General features: G+C 68.6%; 21 protein-coding genes. 8 read left to right on the top strand and 13 right to left on the bottom strand.

What is annotated here, in order from left to right; genetic code table 11:
• Positions 1 to 86: 86 nt before the first annotated feature.
• Positions 87 to 818 carry a response regulator gene (locus ACLBWH_RS10830; RefSeq protein ID WP_416222429.1) on the top strand — a complete coding sequence of 244 codons (732 nt, stop codon included), beginning with the start codon at positions 87 to 89 and terminating at the stop codon, positions 816 to 818.
• Positions 815 to 2,161: a sensor histidine kinase gene (locus tag ACLBWH_RS10825; protein ID WP_322850198.1), complete on the top strand. Its 1,347-nt coding sequence runs from the start codon at positions 815 to 817 to the stop codon at positions 2,159 to 2,161. The genes ACLBWH_RS10830 and ACLBWH_RS10825 overlap by 4 nt, the downstream gene beginning before the upstream one ends.
• A 27-nt stretch (positions 2,162 to 2,188) precedes the next feature.
• Here the strand turns inward: ACLBWH_RS10825 and ACLBWH_RS10820 are convergent, their stop codons facing one another.
• Together ACLBWH_RS10820 and ACLBWH_RS10815 are read right to left on the bottom strand one after the other, a co-directional pair.
• Positions 2,189 to 2,356, bottom strand: a complete 168-nt coding sequence (locus ACLBWH_RS10820; protein WP_156143830.1) for a hypothetical protein — start codon at positions 2,354 to 2,356, stop codon at positions 2,189 to 2,191.
• A gap of 208 nt (positions 2,357 to 2,564) precedes the next feature.
• Positions 2,565 to 3,038, bottom strand: a complete 474-nt coding sequence (locus tag ACLBWH_RS10815) for a GreA/GreB family elongation factor (protein WP_322850197.1) — start codon at positions 3,036 to 3,038, stop codon at positions 2,565 to 2,567.
• A 99-nt stretch (positions 3,039 to 3,137) separates the two neighbouring features.
• Between ACLBWH_RS10815 and ACLBWH_RS10810 the strand changes: the two genes are divergently transcribed.
• The gene (locus tag ACLBWH_RS10810) at positions 3,138 to 3,305 is read left to right on the top strand and encodes a hypothetical protein (RefSeq protein ID WP_322850196.1); all 168 of its coding nucleotides are present in this window, start codon (positions 3,138 to 3,140) and stop codon (positions 3,303 to 3,305) included.
• Positions 3,306 to 3,312: 7 nt separating this feature from the next.
• Here the strand turns inward: ACLBWH_RS10810 and ACLBWH_RS10805 are convergent, their stop codons facing one another.
• On the bottom strand, positions 3,313 to 4,602 hold the full coding sequence (locus tag ACLBWH_RS10805; RefSeq protein ID WP_447798718.1) for an MFS transporter: 1,290 nt from the start codon (positions 4,600 to 4,602) through the stop codon (positions 3,313 to 3,315).
• Positions 4,603 to 4,895: 293 nt separating this feature from the next.
• Here ACLBWH_RS10805 and pgsA point away from each other — a divergent pair, with 293 nt between their 5' ends.
• Genes pgsA through ACLBWH_RS10790 form a run of 3 tightly spaced genes read left to right on the top strand, consistent with a single transcriptional unit; the run spans position 4,896 to position 6,178 of the window.
• Positions 4,896 to 5,462, top strand: a complete 567-nt coding sequence (gene pgsA, locus ACLBWH_RS10800) for a CDP-diacylglycerol--glycerol-3-phosphate 3-phosphatidyltransferase (RefSeq protein ID WP_038663498.1) — start codon at positions 4,896 to 4,898, stop codon at positions 5,460 to 5,462.
• 3 nt (positions 5,463 to 5,465) lie between these two features.
• On the top strand, positions 5,466 to 5,723 hold the full coding sequence (moaD, locus tag ACLBWH_RS10795) for a molybdopterin converting factor subunit 1 (protein WP_447798717.1): 258 nt from the start codon (positions 5,466 to 5,468) through the stop codon (positions 5,721 to 5,723).
• On the top strand, positions 5,720 to 6,178 hold the full coding sequence (locus ACLBWH_RS10790; protein WP_447798715.1) for a molybdenum cofactor biosynthesis protein MoaE: 459 nt from the start codon (positions 5,720 to 5,722) through the stop codon (positions 6,176 to 6,178). Before moaD ends, ACLBWH_RS10790 begins: the two co-directional genes overlap by 4 nt.
• A 149-nt stretch (positions 6,179 to 6,327) precedes the next feature.
• Here the strand turns inward: ACLBWH_RS10790 and ACLBWH_RS10785 are convergent, their stop codons facing one another.
• The 5 genes from ACLBWH_RS10785 to ACLBWH_RS10765 all read right to left on the bottom strand — a co-directional run bounded on the left by ACLBWH_RS10785 (position 6,328) and on the right by ACLBWH_RS10765 (position 11,242).
• Positions 6,328 to 6,942: a fasciclin domain-containing protein gene (locus tag ACLBWH_RS10785; protein WP_447798713.1), complete on the bottom strand. Its 615-nt coding sequence runs from the start codon at positions 6,940 to 6,942 to the stop codon at positions 6,328 to 6,330.
• Positions 6,943 to 6,958: 16 nt separating this feature from the next.
• Entirely contained in the window at positions 6,959 to 7,861 is a 903-nt protein-coding gene (locus ACLBWH_RS10780; protein WP_447798711.1) for a hydrogen peroxide-inducible genes activator, read from the bottom strand.
• A gap of 201 nt (positions 7,862 to 8,062) precedes the next feature.
• Positions 8,063 to 9,649 carry an alkyl hydroperoxide reductase subunit F gene (gene ahpF / locus ACLBWH_RS10775; RefSeq protein WP_447798709.1) on the bottom strand — a complete coding sequence of 529 codons (1,587 nt, stop codon included), beginning with the start codon at positions 9,647 to 9,649 and terminating at the stop codon, positions 8,063 to 8,065.
• 103 nt (positions 9,650 to 9,752) lie between these two features.
• Complete coding sequence (ahpC, locus tag ACLBWH_RS10770) at positions 9,753 to 10,316, bottom strand: alkyl hydroperoxide reductase subunit C (RefSeq protein WP_322850189.1); 564 nt, start codon at positions 10,314 to 10,316, stop codon at positions 9,753 to 9,755.
• 152 nt (positions 10,317 to 10,468) lie between these two features.
• On the bottom strand, positions 10,469 to 11,242 hold the full coding sequence (locus ACLBWH_RS10765; RefSeq protein WP_447798706.1) for a sulfite exporter TauE/SafE family protein: 774 nt from the start codon (positions 11,240 to 11,242) through the stop codon (positions 10,469 to 10,471).
• Positions 11,243 to 11,425: 183 nt separating this feature from the next.
• Between ACLBWH_RS10765 and epsC the strand changes: the two genes are divergently transcribed.
• Positions 11,426 to 12,118 carry a serine O-acetyltransferase EpsC gene (gene epsC, locus ACLBWH_RS10760; protein WP_447798704.1) on the top strand — a complete coding sequence of 231 codons (693 nt, stop codon included), beginning with the start codon at positions 11,426 to 11,428 and terminating at the stop codon, positions 12,116 to 12,118.
• The gene (locus ACLBWH_RS10755; protein ID WP_447798702.1) at positions 12,118 to 12,456 is read left to right on the top strand and encodes a DUF2794 domain-containing protein; all 339 of its coding nucleotides are present in this window, start codon (positions 12,118 to 12,120) and stop codon (positions 12,454 to 12,456) included. Before epsC ends, ACLBWH_RS10755 begins: the two co-directional genes overlap by 1 nt.
• 39 nt (positions 12,457 to 12,495) lie before the next feature.
• On the opposite strand, the gene ACLBWH_RS10750 is transcribed toward ACLBWH_RS10755, so the two are convergent.
• The 5 genes from ACLBWH_RS10750 to phoU form a co-directional block, all read right to left on the bottom strand.
• Positions 12,496 to 13,521: a hypothetical protein gene (locus ACLBWH_RS10750; RefSeq protein ID WP_447798701.1), complete on the bottom strand. Its 1,026-nt coding sequence runs from the start codon at positions 13,519 to 13,521 to the stop codon at positions 12,496 to 12,498.
• A 194-nt stretch (positions 13,522 to 13,715) separates the two neighbouring features.
• The gene (locus ACLBWH_RS10745; protein WP_322850184.1) at positions 13,716 to 14,618 is read right to left on the bottom strand and encodes an SDR family NAD(P)-dependent oxidoreductase; all 903 of its coding nucleotides are present in this window, start codon (positions 14,616 to 14,618) and stop codon (positions 13,716 to 13,718) included.
• A gap of 88 nt (positions 14,619 to 14,706) precedes the next feature.
• Positions 14,707 to 15,132, bottom strand: a complete 426-nt coding sequence (locus ACLBWH_RS10740) for a hypothetical protein (RefSeq protein WP_447798700.1) — start codon at positions 15,130 to 15,132, stop codon at positions 14,707 to 14,709.
• 175 nt (positions 15,133 to 15,307) lie between these two features.
• Positions 15,308 to 16,000 carry a phosphate regulon transcriptional regulator PhoB gene (gene phoB, locus ACLBWH_RS10735; RefSeq protein WP_322850182.1) on the bottom strand — a complete coding sequence of 231 codons (693 nt, stop codon included), beginning with the start codon at positions 15,998 to 16,000 and terminating at the stop codon, positions 15,308 to 15,310.
• Complete coding sequence (phoU, locus tag ACLBWH_RS10730; RefSeq protein WP_322850181.1) at positions 16,000 to 16,704, bottom strand: phosphate signaling complex protein PhoU; 705 nt, start codon at positions 16,702 to 16,704, stop codon at positions 16,000 to 16,002. Before phoU ends, phoB begins: the two co-directional genes overlap by 1 nt.
• Positions 16,705 to 16,710: the final 6 nt, after the last annotated feature.

The following is a 16,710-nucleotide window of genomic DNA, read 5'->3' as shown; positions in this document are numbered from 1 at the left end:
TGTTGCGGTTGGATGTCCACGACCGCCGCAACCCGGTATCATGCGGTTATCCGGCGGAAACAATTCGACGCCATGAGAGGGCGATGATGAGCCAACAGCATAATGCAGGGGCATCGGGGGACGAACCGGCGGCGATCCTGGTGGTCGACGACGATCGCGAGATCCGCACCCTGCTGACCCAGAGCCTCGGCGCGCGTGGCTATCGCGTGCAGGCGGCGGCCAATACCCGCGAAATGGACGCGGTGCTGGAGCGCGACCGGATCGACGCGGTGCTGCTCGACGTGATGATGCCGGGCGAGGACGGTATCTCGGCCTGCCGCCGCATCACCCGCGACGGTGGCCCGGCGGTCATCATGCTGAGCGCCTTGGGCGAGGAGCGCGACCGCATCGTCGGGCTGGAGATTGGCGCGAGCCATTATCTGACCAAGCCGTGCAGCGCGCGCGAGGTGATCGCCACGGTCCGCGCGGCGCTGCGCAGCCGCCAGCAGGCGGAGCCCGCCGACCGCTCGCGGCTGAGCTTCGACGGCTGGACGATGGACCTGATGGCGCACGAATTGTTCGATGCGCAGGGCGTGCTGGTCGGGCTGACCGACGGCGAATTCGCCCTGCTGCGCGTCTTCGCCGAGCGGCCGCGGCGGGTGCTGTCGCGCGAATGGCTGCTCGAGGCGGCGCGCGGCCCCAACAGCGAGGCGTTCGATCGCGCGATCGACGTGCAGATCAGCCGGCTGCGGCGCAAGCTGCGCAGCGGCGGCGACGACATCATCCGCACCATCCGCAACGAAGGCTATCTGTTCGTGCCCGCGGTGGCGCGGGCATGAGCTGGCGGCCGGCGTCCCGGCTGGGGATAAGCTGGGTCGCCAAGTCGCTGTTCTGGCGCGTCTTCCTCGTGATGCTGCTGAGCGTCGCGACGGTGCAGGCGCTCAACGTCGCGCTGGTCGTGTTCATCACCCCGCCGACGCCGCGCATCTTCTCGGTGCCGCAGGTCGCCACCGCGCTGCGCACCGGCCGCGACGCGACCGGCGAGGTGCTGGTGACGCGCGAGGCGAGCAACCCCGCGCCATACGATGCGCGCAGCGTCCGCATCCGCCGGCTGATGGCGGCGCAGCTCGAACTGCCGCTCGACCTCGTCCATGTCCATTTCGGCGGGCCGCCGCCGATCGTCTTCGGGCCGATGCCGCGGCGCGAGGGCTATCCCGAACGGGCGCGCTCGCCCGATGCGCGCAACCAGATCCTGTTCGGGCGCTTCACCGTCTCGGTGCATCAGCCCGACGGGAGCTGGCGGATCGCGCGCGCGGCGCGCACCGGTTTCGAGAGCTGGCGGTGGCGGGCGTTCCTGTGGCTGCTCGCGGCCCTGGTCGCGATCGCGCCCTTCGCCTGGCTGCTGGCGCGGCGGCTGACCAAGCCGATCGCCGCGTTCGGCGCGGCGGCGGAGCGGCTCGGCCGCGATCCGCGCGCGGCGCCGTTGCCGCTCGGCGGGCCGGCGGAGATCGCCGACGCGGCGGCGGCGTTCAACCGCATGCAGGCGCGGCTCAACCGCTATGTCGAGGATCGCACGATGATGATCGCGGCGATCGCGCACGATCTGCGCACGCCGCTGATGCGGCTCGGCCTGCGGCTGGAGCGCGCGCCCGAGCCGCTGCGCAGCGCCAGCGAGGCGGACATCCGCGACATGCAGGCGATGATCCAGGCGGCGCTCGCCTTCTTCCGCGACGGCAACCAGATCGGCGAGCGGCGCCGGCTCGACCTGCGCTCGCTGGTCGAGAGCGTCACCGACGAGCTGGAGGACCGCGGCGAGCCGGTGACGCTGCACGAGGGCGAGCCGCTGGTGATCGAGGGCGATGCGGCGGGGCTGAAGTCGCTGATCGCCAACCTCGTCGGCAACGCGTTGAAATATGGCGGCGATGCCGAGGTGATGCTGAGCCGGATCGACGGCCATGCGCTGATCGCGGTGCGCGATCACGGCCCCGGCATCGCGCCCGAGGACCTGCATCGATTGTTCGAACCCTTCTTCCGTGGCGAACGCTCGCGCAACCGTGATACCGGCGGGATCGGTCTGGGGCTGAGCAGCGTGCGCGGCGTCGCGCGGGCGCATGGCGGCGACGCGACGATCGCCAACCATCCCGACGGCGGCGCGATCGCGCGGGTGACGTTGCCGGTGTGACGGGGGCGGGCGGCCCCCGTGCCTCCGTCACCCCAATTGGTCGGCGATGATCCAGCGGCGGCTGATCGCGGTGCGCATCAATTGCATGCCGCAGCAGACGCAGCGCGCGCGGCGGACGCCACCGATCTCGCTCTGTTTGCGGCCGGGGCGGTGGCGGGTCGCAAGGCAGGTGGCGATCATCGGCGATGCCGGCATGGGCTGGGCTCCTTCTCGCGCGGTCATCACGCCGGCGCATTGCCTGCGGATGTCTCGAACGGTCCAAAGCGGAAATATCGCCGCAATATGGCGTGGCTAGCGATGCGCGCGTCGGTGGCGTTCTCTCCCACACTCGACCCACCGACATCCGGGCGCTCCCCGGTGCCCGACGGGCGAGCTACGGGATCCCCCCGGTCCCGTAGCTCGCCTAATCCTCCGGCGGATCGATCGGTTCGACCGCGAGCACCTCGATCGCCGCGTCGCGACCATTGAAGGCGAGGACGTCGTCGGGCTCGGCGCCGATCAGCGCATGCGCCAGCGGCGCGCCGTAGGCGAGCCGGTCGGCGTGCGGGTCGGCCTCGTCGTCGCCGACGATCGCGATCGTCCGGGTCTTGCCGGCGAGGCGGATCGTCACCCGCGTGCCGAAGCCGGCGCTGCCGTCGGCGGGCGCGGCGGTGGGCACGGCGGTGGTGCGGCGCGTCTGCCAATAGCGCAGGTCGCGGCGCAGCGCATCCAGCGCCGCCGCATCCGCCGCCGCGATCGCCGCCTCCAGCGTGGCGATCCGCTCCTCGATCAGCCGCTTGCCGGTGGCGGTGACGAGGTTGGGCGCGCTGGGGATGGGCAGCTCGAACTTGGGCTCCAGATGCTCCTCGTCGCTCTCGCGGCGGAACGCGACACTCATCACACGGTCCTCATCGTTAACGTCCCATCCGTGGACAGGTCGGGTTTAACCACCTTTGGCGCTGGTCGATATCGTAAACGAGGCGTTAACACCCTCGCCATGACCAGACGCCTCGTCCTCACCAATGAATCGGCCCGACACCCGTTCCGGCGGACGCTGCCGCCGCCGGTGCTGCCCGACATCAGGAAAAGCGACGACGAGGATTGGAAGCTGTTCCTGCTCAGCTTCGCCGCCTTCTTCACCTGCTTCTACACATTCCTGTTCTAGCGCCGGCTCAATCGCAGGCGCGGTGCAGCCGCTGTGCGATCCAGGCCGAGATCAGGCACATCGCGGCGACGAGGAACAGCATGTCGACCGGCTGGACGCCGGCGATGTTGATCCCGATCGCGGCGATCGACCCCAGCGTCATCGCGCCGGAATTGACGACGTTGTTCGCCGCGACGGTGCGCGCGGTCTGGTCCTTTTCCACCGTGGTGGTGAGGAAGGCGTAGAGCGGCACGACGAACATGCCGCCGGTGGTGGCGATCGCCAGCAGGCACAGCATGATCGGGATCGCGCGCGGCTGCGCGACGAAGTCGGTCCAGTCGTAATATTGGCCTGCCGCCGCCGGCACCCAGGTACGGCAGAGCAGCGAGAAGACGACGACGAAGCCGCCCATCGCGATCACCGACAGCGGCGAGTAGCGCGCGCTGATCCGCCCTTTGAGCATTGTATTGATCACCACCGATCCGATCGCGACGCCGACCGAAAAGACCGCGATCGCGCCGCTCGCCACCATCTTGTCGGCGGTGAGCACGTTCTTGACCAGCGGCGGGAAGATGATGATCAGCACCGCGCCGATCGTCCAGAAGAAGCTGATCGCGCAGATCGCCAGGAACAGCCGCGGGATGTGCATCGTCGTGCGGATCAGCCGCCACGATGCGGTGAACGGATTGTAGTTGAGCTTGAGCCGCGGCCCCTCGCGCGGCGCCGGCGGGATCTGGCGCGCGGCGAACCAGCCGATGACCGCGACGACGAGCACGAGGATCGCCGCACCCTCGATCGGCACATAGCCGGCGACGATCGTACCGAGCAGGATCGCCAGATAGGTGCCCGCCTCGACCAGCCCGGTGCCGCCGAGCACGTCGTGCGCTTTCAGATGCTGCGGCAGGATGGCGTATTTGATCGGCCCGAAGAAGGTCGAATGGACGCCGAGGAACAGCACCGCGCCCAGCATCAGCCCGACGCCGAGCGTCGGCAGGCCAGCACGCGCGACCATCAGGCCGGCCGCGCCGAGCAGCATGATGCCGATCTCGGCGGTCTTGACGATACGGATGATCCGCGCCTTGTCGTGGCTGTCGGCCAATTGCCCGGCGAGCGCCGAGAACAGGAAGAACGGCAGGATCGCGATGCCGGTCGCCAGCGCGTTGAAATTCGTCTCCATGTGCGGATCGTTGAAGATCGCATAGGTCGCGAACAGCACCATCGACGTCTTGAACAGATTGTCGTTGAAGGCGCCGAGGAACTGGGTGGTGAAAAGGGGCAGGAAGCGGCGCTGCTTCAGCAACCCCATGGCATTCAACATGCGATTAACGGCCTTCGATCGTGGCGGTATTCCCCGCGGCATAGCGGTTTGCGCAGAGCGCGCCAACGGGGAAGGTGGCCGCGCATCGCCCCTCCCTTGCCGGGGCAGTCGCATACGACCGATCGGCGTGTCGCAACGGCGCCTATGGCTTCCGTCATGCCGGCCTCGATCCGGCATCCCGCGTTTTTGCGCCATCCAGAGAAGCGGGACCCCGGCGCAAGGCCGGGGTGACGGAGTGGGGTCAGGGAGGGGAGGGGTTCCGCCCGCTCCCGCGCCGGGGTAGGAAGGCGGCGATGCTGACCTTGCCCAACCTCCTGACGCTGTCGCGGATCGTCGCGGTGCCGCTGCTCGTCGCCTTCTTGTGGTGGCCGCGGTGGGAGGCGGGGTTCGGGATCGCCTTCGCGCTCTATTGCCTGATGGGGATCACCGATTATTTCGACGGCTATCTCGCCCGCGCGCAGGGCGCCGTGTCGAAGCTCGGCGTGTTCCTCGATCCGATCGCCGACAAGATCATGGTCGCCGCGGTGATCCTGATGCTGGTCGGTACGCGGCACGACGACAGCGCGCTGATCACCGGCGTCCATCTGATCGCCGCGCTGATCATCCTGCTGCGCGAAATCGCGGTGTCGGGGCTGCGCGAATTTCTCGCTGGCCTGCAGGTGTCGCTGCCGGTGTCGAAGCTCGCCAAGTGGAAGACGACGCTGCAGCTCGTCGCGTTCGGTGCGCTGATCCTGGCGGGTGCGCTGCCTGCGCAGGCGTGGATCAAGGTGACCGGGCTCGGCTGTCTGTGGGCGGCGGCGGCGCTGACGCTGGTGACGGGCTGGGATTATCTGCGCGTCGGCCTGAAGCATATGGACTGACCGATGCGACTCGAGATGCTCTATTTCGCCTGGGTGCGCGAGCGCATGGGCCGGTCGCAGGAAACGGTCGACGTCCCGGCGGCGGTGACGACGGTGGCGGCGCTGGTCGACTGGCTGGCGGCGCGCGACGCGGTCGGCGCCGAGGCGCTGGCCGATCGCGGCCGGCTGCGCGCGGCGGTCGATCAGGCGTTCGTGGCGATGGACGCGACGATCGTCGGCGCGCGCGAGGTGGCGCTGTTCCCGCCGGTGACCGGCGGATGATCCGTATCGTCGTCACGCCCGAGGCGATCGACATCGCCGCCGAAATGGCCCTCGCCGAGGCGGCGGCGGGGACCGGCGCGGTGGCGACCTTCACCGGGCTGGTCCGCGCCGACGAGGACGAGGCGGGGGGCGTCGGCACGCTGGAACTGGAACATTATCCCGGCGCCACCGAGGCGGCGCTGTTCCGTGTCGCCGCCGGGGCGGTGGAGCGCTGGTCGCTCGGCGGCGCGACGATCGTGCATCGCGTCGGGCCGATGACGCCGGGCACGCGGATCGTCTTCGTCGCGGCCTCGTCCGCGCATCGCGCCGCGGCGCTGGAGGCGTGCGCCTATCTGATCGACCGGCTCAAGACCGACGCACCGTTCTGGAAGCGCGAAACGCGCGCCGGCGAAACACGCTGGGTCGAGGCGCGCGACACGGACACGGATGCGGCGAAGCGCTGGGAAGACACTTAGTTCCTCCCTCGCTTTAGCGGGGGAGGGGGACCGCCCGGCGCAGCCGGGTGGTGGAGGGGGCGTTTCCACAAACGCGAAGCTCGCCGTATCCTCCCCCTCCGTCACGCCCTCCGGGCGCGCCACCTCCCCCTGGCGGGGGAGGAATTCAATTACTGCGGCAGGTTCGGCACCAGCACGCCGTTCACCACATGGATTACGCCATTGGCCTGCGCGACGTCGGCCGCCTCCACGTAGCTGCGGTTCCCCGTCACGCTGGTCAGCGTGATCACGTCGCCGGTCAGCGTCGCGGTGATCGGCTGGCCGCCGAGCGTGGTCAGCATCGTGCGGCCACCGCCGGCGCGGATGCGGGCGGTGAGCTGTTCGGTGGTCATCGTTCCCGGCACGATATGATAGCGCAGCAGCGCAACCAGCGCCGCGCGATTTTCCGGCGCGAGCAGGTCGCGCGCGATCCCCGGCGCGAGCCGGGTGAACGCCGTGTCGGTCGGTGCGAACAATGTGTACGGGCCGTTGCCGGCGAGCAGCGCATCCAGCTCCGCGGTATGCAGTTCGGCCGCCAGCGTGCCCAGCCCCGGCGTCGCGGCGATCGAGGTGGCGATCATCGCATCGGATTCGATGTGCGAGGGGTCGACCGGCACGACGGCGGCGGCGGGCGATGGCGGCGGTGCGCTCACCGGCGCGGTCGCCGGCGGCACGCAGCCGGCAAGGCCTGCGGCGAGGAGCAGGACGGCGGCACGCCGTGCGGAGGTCTGCAAGGATCGGATCACATCGGCTCCTATGGGGTCACCGCGCTTCGGCGAGCGCCTCGGCAAGCAATTGGAAGTCCTTTTCGCGCGGCGATGCGCGACGCCAGACCAGCGCGATCCGCCGCACCGCATTGTCGGCGTCGAGCGGCCGCGCGACGATATTGGTATGGTCGAGGATACCGGCCTTCAGCGCCATCTCCGGCAGCATCGTCATGCCGAGGCCGTTATCGACCATCTGCACGATCGTGTGCAGCGAGGTGCCGAGCATCGTCGCCTCGGCGCGCAATTCGGGGCGGTTGCACGCGGACAGCGCATGATCCTTGAGGCAATGGCCGTCCTCGAGCAGCAGCAGCCGCGTCTCGTCGATCAGCGATGCCGGGATCATCGGCGGGTCGCTCGGCATGTCCTGCGGCTGATAGGCGACGAACAACCGATCGTCGAACAAAGCGTGGCTAGCGACGTCGCCGCAGGCGAAGGGGAGGGCGAGCAGCACACAATCGGTGCGGCCGTTGTGCAGCCCCTCGCAGGCGGCGCCCGAGGGCTCCTCGCGCAGGAACAGCTTGAGATCGGGATAGTCGCGGCGCAGCCGCGGCAGGATATGCGGCAGCATGAACGGCGCGATCGTCGGGATGACGCTCATCCGCATCTCGCCCGACAGCGGCCGGCCGGCGGCGCGGGCGATGTCGCCAAGCTCCTCCGCCTCGCGCAGCACGCGCCGCGCCTTATCGGCGATCCGGTCGCCCAAAGGCGTGAAGCGGACGACGCGGCGGGTGCGCTCGACCAGGGTCACGCCAATCAGCGTTTCGAGTTCGCGCAGCCCTGCGGACAGCGTCGACTGGGTGACGAAGCACGCGTCGGCTGCACGGCCGAAATGGCCCGCGTCCTTCAGCGCAACGAGATATTGCAGCTGTTTCAGCGTCGGGAGGTAGGTCGCTGCCATGGGGGCGGGAGATAGGGGGGCGCGGCGGAGGGCGCTACCCCCTTATCCCTTAAGTCCTCCCCCGCCAGGGGGAGGTGGCACCGCGAAGCGGTGACGGAGGGGGAGGATACGGCACGTTCGCCGTATGCGGAAACGCCCCCTCCACCACCGGCTGCGCCGGCGGTCCCCCTCCCCCGCTAAAGCGAGGGAGGATTTAGGCGGTTACTCCGCCGCTTCTTCCCAGTCGTGCGTCTCTTCCGCAGGCAGGCGGATGAGGTGGTCGAACGCGGCCAGTGCCGATTTCGAGCCGTCGCCCATCGCGATCACGATCTGCTTGAACGGCACCGTGGTCGCGTCGCCGGCGGCGAAGATGCCGGGCTGCGAGGTGTGGCCGCGGTCGTCGACCTCGATCTCGCCGCGCGGGGACAATGCGATCGATCCCGCCAGCCATTCGGTGTTCGGCACCAGCCCGATCTGGACGAAGATCCCCTCCAGCTCGACGCGGTGCATCGTACCGTGGGCGCGATCGCGATAGGAGAGCGCGGTCACCTTGTCGCCGTCGCCATGCACTTCGGTGGTCAACGCCGAGGTGATGACGCGCACGTTGCTCAGGCTGGCGAGCTTGCGCTGGAGCACCGCATCGGCGCGCAGATCGGTGTCATATTCGATCAGCGTGACGTGCGCGACCAGCCCGGCGAGGTCGATCGCCGCCTCGACGCCTGAATTGCCGCCGCCGATCACCGCGACGCGCTTGCCCTTGAACAGCGGACCATCGCAATGCGGGCAATAGGCGACGCCCTTGTTCTTATAGGCGTCCTCGCCCGGGACGTTCATCTGCCGCCAGCGCGCGCCGGTCGACAGGATAACGGTCCGCGCCTTGAGCGACGCGCCATTCTCCAGCACCAGCTCGTGCAGGCCGCCCTCGGGTGCCGGGATCAGCTTCTCGGCACGCTGCAGGTTCATGATGTCGACGTCGTACTCGCGGACGTGGCGTTCGAGGTCGGCGACCAGCTTCGGCCCCTCGGTGTGCGGCACCGAGACGAGATTCTCGATCGCCATCGTGTCGGCGACCTGACCGCCGAACCGCTCGGCGAGGATGCCGGTGCGGATGCCCTTGCGCGCGGTGTAGATCGCCGCCGCGGCACCGGCGGGGCCACCGCCGACGACGAGCACGTCGAACGCATCCTTGGCGGCGATCGACTTTGCGGCGCGTGCCGAGGCGCCGGTGTCGAGCTTGGCGACGATCTGCTCCAGCTCCATCCGGCCCTGGCCGAACACCTCGCCGTTGAGGAAGACGGTGGGCACCGCCATCACCTTGCGGTCGGCGACCTCGTCCTGGAACAGCGCGCCGTCGATCGCGGTGTGCGTCACGCCCGGGTTGAGGACCGCCATCAGGTTGAGCGCCTGCACGACGTCGGGGCAATTGGCGCAGGACAGCGAGAAATAGGTCTCGAAGCGATACTCGCCGTCGAGGTTGCGGACCTGGTCGAGCAGCTCCTGCGCCGCCTTCGACGGATGGCCGCCGACCTGGAGCAGCGCCAGCACCAGCGAGGTGAATTCATGGCCCATCGGCAGGCCGGCGAAGCGCACGCCGATGTCGGTGCCGGCGCGGCGGATGAGGAAGCTGGGGCGGCGCGCATTGTCGCCGGTGGTCGTGGTGATCTGGTCGGAGAGCGCGGCGATCTCGTCGATCAGCTCGCGCATCTGCCGCGACTTGGCGTCGTCGCCCAGGCTGGCGACCAGTTCGATGGGCTGGCGGATGTTGACCAGATAGGCCTTCAACTGCTGCGTCAGATTGGCGTCGAGCATGGGGGCACTCCGAAAAATATGCGTCTTCGAAAACAAGCGGCCCGGGGCGGAGGGAACCACCCCGGGCCGCGATCACCTGCCACGGGGAGGGGCAGGGATTCGCTTAGATCTTGCCGACGAGGTCGAGGCTGGGGGCGAGCGTTTCCTCACCCTCTTCCCACTTCGCCGGGCAGACTTCGCCCGGATGCGCGGCGATATATTGCGCGGCCTTGATCTTGCGGAGCAGCTCGGCGGCGTTGCGGCCGACGCCTTCCGAGGTCACTTCGATCAGCTGGATCACGCCCTCGGGATCGACCACGAAGGTGCCGCGATCGGCGAGGCCCTGGCCTTCGCGCAGGATCTCGAAATTATTGCTGATGCTGTGGTTCTGGTCGCCCAGCATGAAATAGTTGATCTTGCCGATCGCCGGCGAGCTGTCGTGCCACGCCTTGTGGCTGAAGTGCGTGTCGGTCGAGACGCTGTACACTTCGACGCCCATCTTCTGAAGCGTCGGATAGACGTCGGCGAGGTCTTCCAGCTCGGTCGGGCAGACGAAGGTGAAGTCGGCCGGGTAGAAGAAGAAGACTGCCCACTTGCCCAGCACGTCGGTGTCGCTGACGCTGACGAACTTGCCTTCCTTATAGGCCTGCGTGGTGAACGGCTTCAGTTTGCTGCCGATGAGGGCCATGTCGGGTCTCCGGTTGAATGACGTGGACCGGATATAGGCGCTCATGCCGCAGTGCAAAATCAATCTGTTCGCATCCTGTGATCGAATGGGCCGATCAAAGGGCAAAAGCCGCGTGTTTGTGCGTATTTAATCGTGCTGCGGTCGCGTCGGATTTATTTCGCGAGTGCGGCGTAGATCGACCAGGCGCTGGTCAGGGTCAGCAGAACGCCGACCATCGCCATCAGTCCGCGAGTCGGTACGCGCTTGGCGAGGATGCCGCCGAGCGGCGCGGCGACGAGCCCGCCAATCAGGATGCCGAGCGTGTGCAGCGTGAACGCCGACCAGCCGAGCGCGATGAAGAAGGTGATCGAGGCGGTCGCGGTGAGGAAGAATTCCGCGGTGTTGACGGTGCCGATCGTATGCCGCGGCGTCGCGCCCTGGATCAGCAGGTTGGAGGTGACGACCGGCCCCCAGCCGCCGCCACCCGCCGCATCGAGGAAACCACCGACGAGGCCGAGCGGCGCGATCACCTTGGGCGTCCGCGGCTCGATCCGGCCCTTCACCGCGCGGAACAGCAGATAGAGGCCGATACAGGCGAGATAGGCCATCACGAACGGCTTGGCGATCGAGGCGTCGACGTTGCTGAGCAACGTCGCGCCGAGCGCCGCACCGATCACGCCGGGGATCACCAGCCGGCGGAACAGCTTCCAGTCGACGTTGCGATGCGCGATGTGGCTGATCCCGGAGGCGGCGGTGGTGAAGGTCTCGACCGCATGGACGCTGGCGGAGGCGACCGCCGGCGGCACGCCCATCACCGTCACCAGCAAGGTCGAATTGATCACGCCGAACGCCATGCCGAGGGCGCCGTCGACCACCTGCGCCGCGAAGCCGATCGCGATGAACGGCAGCACCTGGGTCCAGTCGATGGCGAGGAGGAAGTCGGGCATCGGCAATCGTCTCTCCGGCAGAATGTCGGGTTCGAGATTACCCGCTATCGCTCTCATCGTGCACGGTGGCGCCAAATCCTACAACAAAGCTGGGCTTTGTCGCACCCAAGCTTCGCGGGCCGGGCATGGCAATTTGCCCAACGAGAGGCTACATTCGCGCATCTGCTCGGGAGACGTTGGCGCATGTTCGGACGCTTGGCCGCCTATCTGGATTCGATCAAGGCCCGCGATCCGGCTCCGCATTCGCGCGCCGAAATCCTGCTTTATCCCGGCGTTTGGGCAGTCGGGCTTCATCGCATTGCGCATGCCCTCTACCGGCGCCGCCTGTTCTTCCTCGCCCGGCTGGTCAACCACATCGCCCGCGCCTGGACCGCGATCGACATCCATCCCGGTGCGACCATCGGCCGCAACTTCTTCATCGACCACGGTTTCGTCGTGATCGGCGAAACGGCGGAGATCGGCGACGACGTCACCATCTACCAATGCGTGACGCTCGGCGGGACCAGTCCCGACAATGGCGTCGCCGGCAAGCGCCACCCGACACTGGCCGATGGCGTGATCATCGGATCGGGCGCGCAGGTGCTCGGCCCGATCCTGGTCGCGACCCGCGCGCGCGTCGGCGCGAATGCGGTGGTGACGCGCGACGTGCCCGAAGGCGCGGTGATGGTCGGCATCCCCGCGCGCGCGACGATGGTGGAGGGCGGCGCCGCGACGACGCCGGCGCGGTTCGTCCCTTATGGCACGCCGTGCAGCGACATGTTCGATCCCGCGACGCAGAAGATGGAGATCATGCGCTGCGAGCTGGAATCGTTGCGCAAGCGGCTCGATGCGCTGCTTGGGGAACAATTGCCCGAAGCGGAGCGTGATCGCGCCTGATGGGTATCGTCACTCCGTTTCCGCATGCCGGCAAGCCGTCGCAAATCGGCTTCGAGCGGCTCGAACTCAACCGCATCCTCGATCTCTACGGCCGGATGGTCGCCGCGGGTCATTGGAAGGACTATGCGCTGGAACTCGGCAAGGACGCCGCGGTCTTCGCCGCCTTCCGCCGTGCCGCCGAACGTCCCGAGTTCCGCATCGAGAAACGCCCGGCGTTGCGCGGCAAACAGGGGATGTGGGCGCTGATCGGCGAACAGGGCGTGGTGCTGAAGCGCGGCCACGAGCTTGGCCCGGTGCTGGCCCCGGTCGAGCGCCGGCTGATGAAGCTGGTGGAGTGACGCCACGGGCGGCCTGACGGCCGCCCCGTTCTTCCCCCGTCAGGCGGCGTGCACCGGCGGCAATCGCAGGCGCAGCGACTCCGGCAGGCGGTCGACCAGCGCGCGTCGCATCGGCTGCCAGAAGGCCGACAGGCTGAGCAGCGCCGAACCGATGACGAAGGCGGTCAGCGCCGCGCCCAATTCGATCGCGCCGGCGCTGCGGAACAGCGCGTAGAGCGCCGCCAGCACGTAGGCGAGGCCCGACACCAGCAGCGCGCGGCGGTCCACCGCGAGCGCGATGCCGGCGAAGCCGACGTAGAGCGCCAGCACCACGATCGCCATGCCCGCGCCGATGTCGCCGCGGAATACGCCGAGCATCTGGAAGATCGAATGCGCGATCATCGGCGCCGCGGTGAGATGCAGCCAGAAGGCGACGTCGGCGCGGCGCGTCCGGCGTTCGGTGTCGCTCATGTCCCAGCGCATCGCGAAGGCGAAGACCGCGATGCCGCCGACGAGGAGCAGCGGCCATTTCGCCGCCTCGATATCGGGAAAGGCCGCGAGCACCAGGGCAATGCCGGTGCCGGTCAGTGCCGCCGCCCCCGCCGCGACCGTGATCGGCACCATGAACCGCCGCCAGTGCAGCCACGCGCCGCCCGCCATGCACGATGCGACTCCCGCCGCGACCAGCGCGGTGGCGCGATCGCCGAGGTGCGGCGCGACGGTCATCATCACGCCGACCAGCGCCCAGCCGATGCCGCCGACGAAGGTGAGCAACAGCAGGATGCTCGGCAGCGCCATGCGGCGGCGCGCGGTGAAATATTCCGCCAGGCCCCAGGACGCCGCGGCGAGCAACAGCCCGCCGAACGGCTTGGCGATCGATCCGCCGATCTGGCCAAGCGCGACGAGCAGCAGGACGAGCGCGATCGACACGAAGATGTCGTTGAAGCCGGTGAGCAGCCGGAAATGCTCCTCGTCCACCGCCGGCGTCGCGTGGCGCGCGGCAACATGCGCGCGCAGCGCCGCGGCCGCCGCCGGCGTGATCGCGCCCGCGCTCACCGCCGCGTCTATGTCGCTTTCGCTGTACATGGTCGTTCCCCCCGTTGCGGATGTGGAACGTATCAGGCGTGTGTTATCTATTCAATACACGCACGTCACTTCATCCTGCGAGCCTTCTGCGAAAGCCGGCCGGTACGCACGAACATGTACCCCGGCGGAGGCCGGGGTACATCAGGAGTGTTGGGGAGGTCCCGCGTTCGCCCGAATGGCGGATGGACGAGCCCTCATCTGCCCTGCAGCAAGGCGCCGATCGTCATCGCCTGTTCAGCGCCGGTCTTCGGCACGATCTCGCCGGTGCGGTCGGTGATCGCCGCCCAGTGCGCGGCGACGCCTTCGGGGGACAGATCGTCGCCGGTGAGCAACGCGCCGGGGGTCAGCGTCACGTACGAGGCCTGGAACGCGCCCGCGCCGGCGCCGAGAATGACATTGGTCGGCGCGTCCTCGCTGACGAGATAGAGCGCGCCCGGCGCGACCTTTTCGGGGGCGAAGGCCTGGAAGGCCGCGGCGGGGAACAGGTCCTCGGTCATCCGCGTGCCGGCGGTGGGGGCGAGCGTGTTGACGCGGATGTCGTGCTTCGCGCCCTCGATCGCCAGCGTCTTGGTCAGGCCGGCGAGGCCGAGCTTTGCCGCGCCGTAATTCGCCTGGCCGAAATTGCCGAACAGGCCGCTCGACGACGAGGTCATCAGCACGCGGCCGTAATTCTGTTCGCGGAACGTCTCCCAGCAGGCCTTGGTGGCGAAGGCGGAACCGAGCAGGTGGACGCGGACGACGAATTCGAAATCCGCCGGCTCCATCTTGGCAAAGGTTTTGTCGCGCAGGACGCCGGCATTGTTGATCAGGATATGGACACCGCCCCAGGCCGCCTTCGCCTGCGTCACCATATCGGCCATCTGCTCGTATTCGGCGACGTTGCCGCCGTTGGACATCGCCTCGCCGCCGGCGGCGCGGATCTCCTCGACCACGGCGAGCGCGGCGTCGCTATGGCCGGTGCCGTCCCGCGCCCCGCCGAGGTCGTTGACCACGACGCGCGCGCCGCGCCGGGCGAGGTCGAGCGCATAATGGCGACCGAGGCCGCCGCCGGCGCCGGTGACGATGGCCACGCGGCCGTCGAAGCGGATGGGGGACATGGAAAAGGCGCTCCTCGTGGTGATGGAGCGCCTTTCCCTAAACGTTAAGTGGCATCTGGCAACCGGTCATGCCAGCCGCCGCACCGGCTTACTTCTTGCCGCCGCGCTGGATGCACTGATCGTATTGGCCCTTCTTGCAGACCGGATATTTGGCGAGCGGCGCGGGCGCCGGGAAGGCCTGGTCGGGGCTCGGCGCGGGACGGAACACCGGCGGCAGGCTGGCACCGGGCGTACCGCCGCTGACTGCCGAACCGCTCGGCGCATAGCCGCCGGCCGGGGTCGCGCCGCCGGTCGAAGCGGGGGCGGGCGTGCTCGCCTGCGGCGTGGGCGCGGGGGCTGCAGCGGGATCGGTGGGCGCCGGCGCGGCCGCAGGATCGGCAGGAGCCGCGGCGGGATCGGCTGGGGCGGCGGGATCAGCCGGCGCGGTCGTCTGGGCGTCGGTCGGCGCCGGGGTGGTCTGCGCCAGGACGGGGGCAGCGATCAGGGCCGTGGCGGCCAGCAGAATGAGCTTCATCGCGGGATCTCCTATCGAATCTCATGCGTCATCTTGTGTCAACGCCTGCGCCCAACGTCCCAATGCGGACTTTTATCCATCGTTTCGCGTCCGATTCTATTTCGGGCGACGCGGGGCTATGGAGAATCGACTGCAACGGCATCAGTCGCACGTCACTCCAGCATCGTTCCCCCCGTCAGGCCCCCGAATCGAGCGAATAGCCCGCCGAGCGGACGGTGCGGATCAGGTCGGGACGGTTGCCGATGTTGATCGCCTTGCGCAGGCGGCGGATGTGGACGTCGACGGTGCGGCTCTCGATGTCGCTGTCGTGGCCCCAGACCGCGTCGAGCAGGCGCTCGCGGCTGAACACCCAGCCGGGATGCTCGAGGAAATGCTTGAGCAGCCGGAATTCGGTCGGCCCCAGCGGCACGACCTCGCCCGAGCGGCGGACCTTGTGGCCGACCGTGTCCATCTCGATGTCGTCATAGGTCAGCGCCTCGCCGGCCAGCGCGGGCCGCACGCGGCGCAGCACCGCGCTGACCCGCGCGACGAGTTCGCGCGGGGAGAAGGGCTTGGTGACGTAATCGTCGGCGCCCGTCTCCAGCCCGCGGATGCGGTCCTCCTCCTCGCCGCGTGCGGTCAGCATGATGATCGGCACGTTCTGCGTTTCGGTCATCCGGCGCAGGCGGCGGCAGACCTCGATGCCCGAGAGCCCCTCGACCATCCAGTCGAGCAGGACGATGTCGGGCGCCTTCTCCTTGGCGAGCAGCAGCGCCTCCTCGCCGTCGGGGGTATGCGCGACGTCGAAATCCTCGCGCTTGAAGTGATAGATGAGCAATTCGGCGAGGGCAGCATCGTCCTCGACCAGCAGCATGGAGGCGCGGGCCATCAGCGTATGTCCTTGTCCGGGCCGCCGCGGTCGCGGTCGGCCATCTGGGTGCCGGTTGCGGCGAAATAGACCATTTCGGCGACGTTGGTCGCGTGGTCGCCGATCCTCTCCAGGTTCTTGGCGACGAACAGCAGGTGCGCGACCTGGCTGATCGTGCGCGGGTTCTCGACCATGTAGGTGACGAGGGTGCGGAAGATGCTGTCGTAGAAATCGTCGAGCGCGGCATCGCTGTGGACGACGCGCACCGCCGCCTCCGCATCGCGCGCGGCGAAGGCGTCGAGCGCGTTGCGGACCATGTCGCTCGCCATCCGCGCCATGGACGGCAACAGCGAGATCGGCTCGATGCGATGCCCGCCGCCCTCGTTGGCGGCCTCGATCAGCGGCACGCGCTTGGCGATGTTCTTGGCATAGTCGCCGATCCGCTCGACCACCGCGGCGATCTTGAGCGCGGCGACGACCTCGCGCAGGTCGACCGCCATCGGCGCGCGCAGCGCGATGATCCGCACCGCGAGCCGCTCGACCTCCGCCTCGATCGCGTCGATCGCCTTGTCGTCGGCGCGGACGCGCGCGGCGAGCGCGGGATCGGGGCGGGCGAGCGCCTGCATCGCCTGCGCGATGGCATCCTCGGCCAGACCGCCCATCTGCGAGATCATACCCCGCAGCTGGCCGATATCGGCATCGAATGCCTTGACGGTATGATCCATTGGCAT

Source organism: Sphingomonas sp. M6A6_1c (assembly GCF_053345135.1).
The sequence above is the reverse complement of the archived record's forward strand: the minus strand, read 5'-3'. Positions and strand labels throughout refer to the sequence as shown.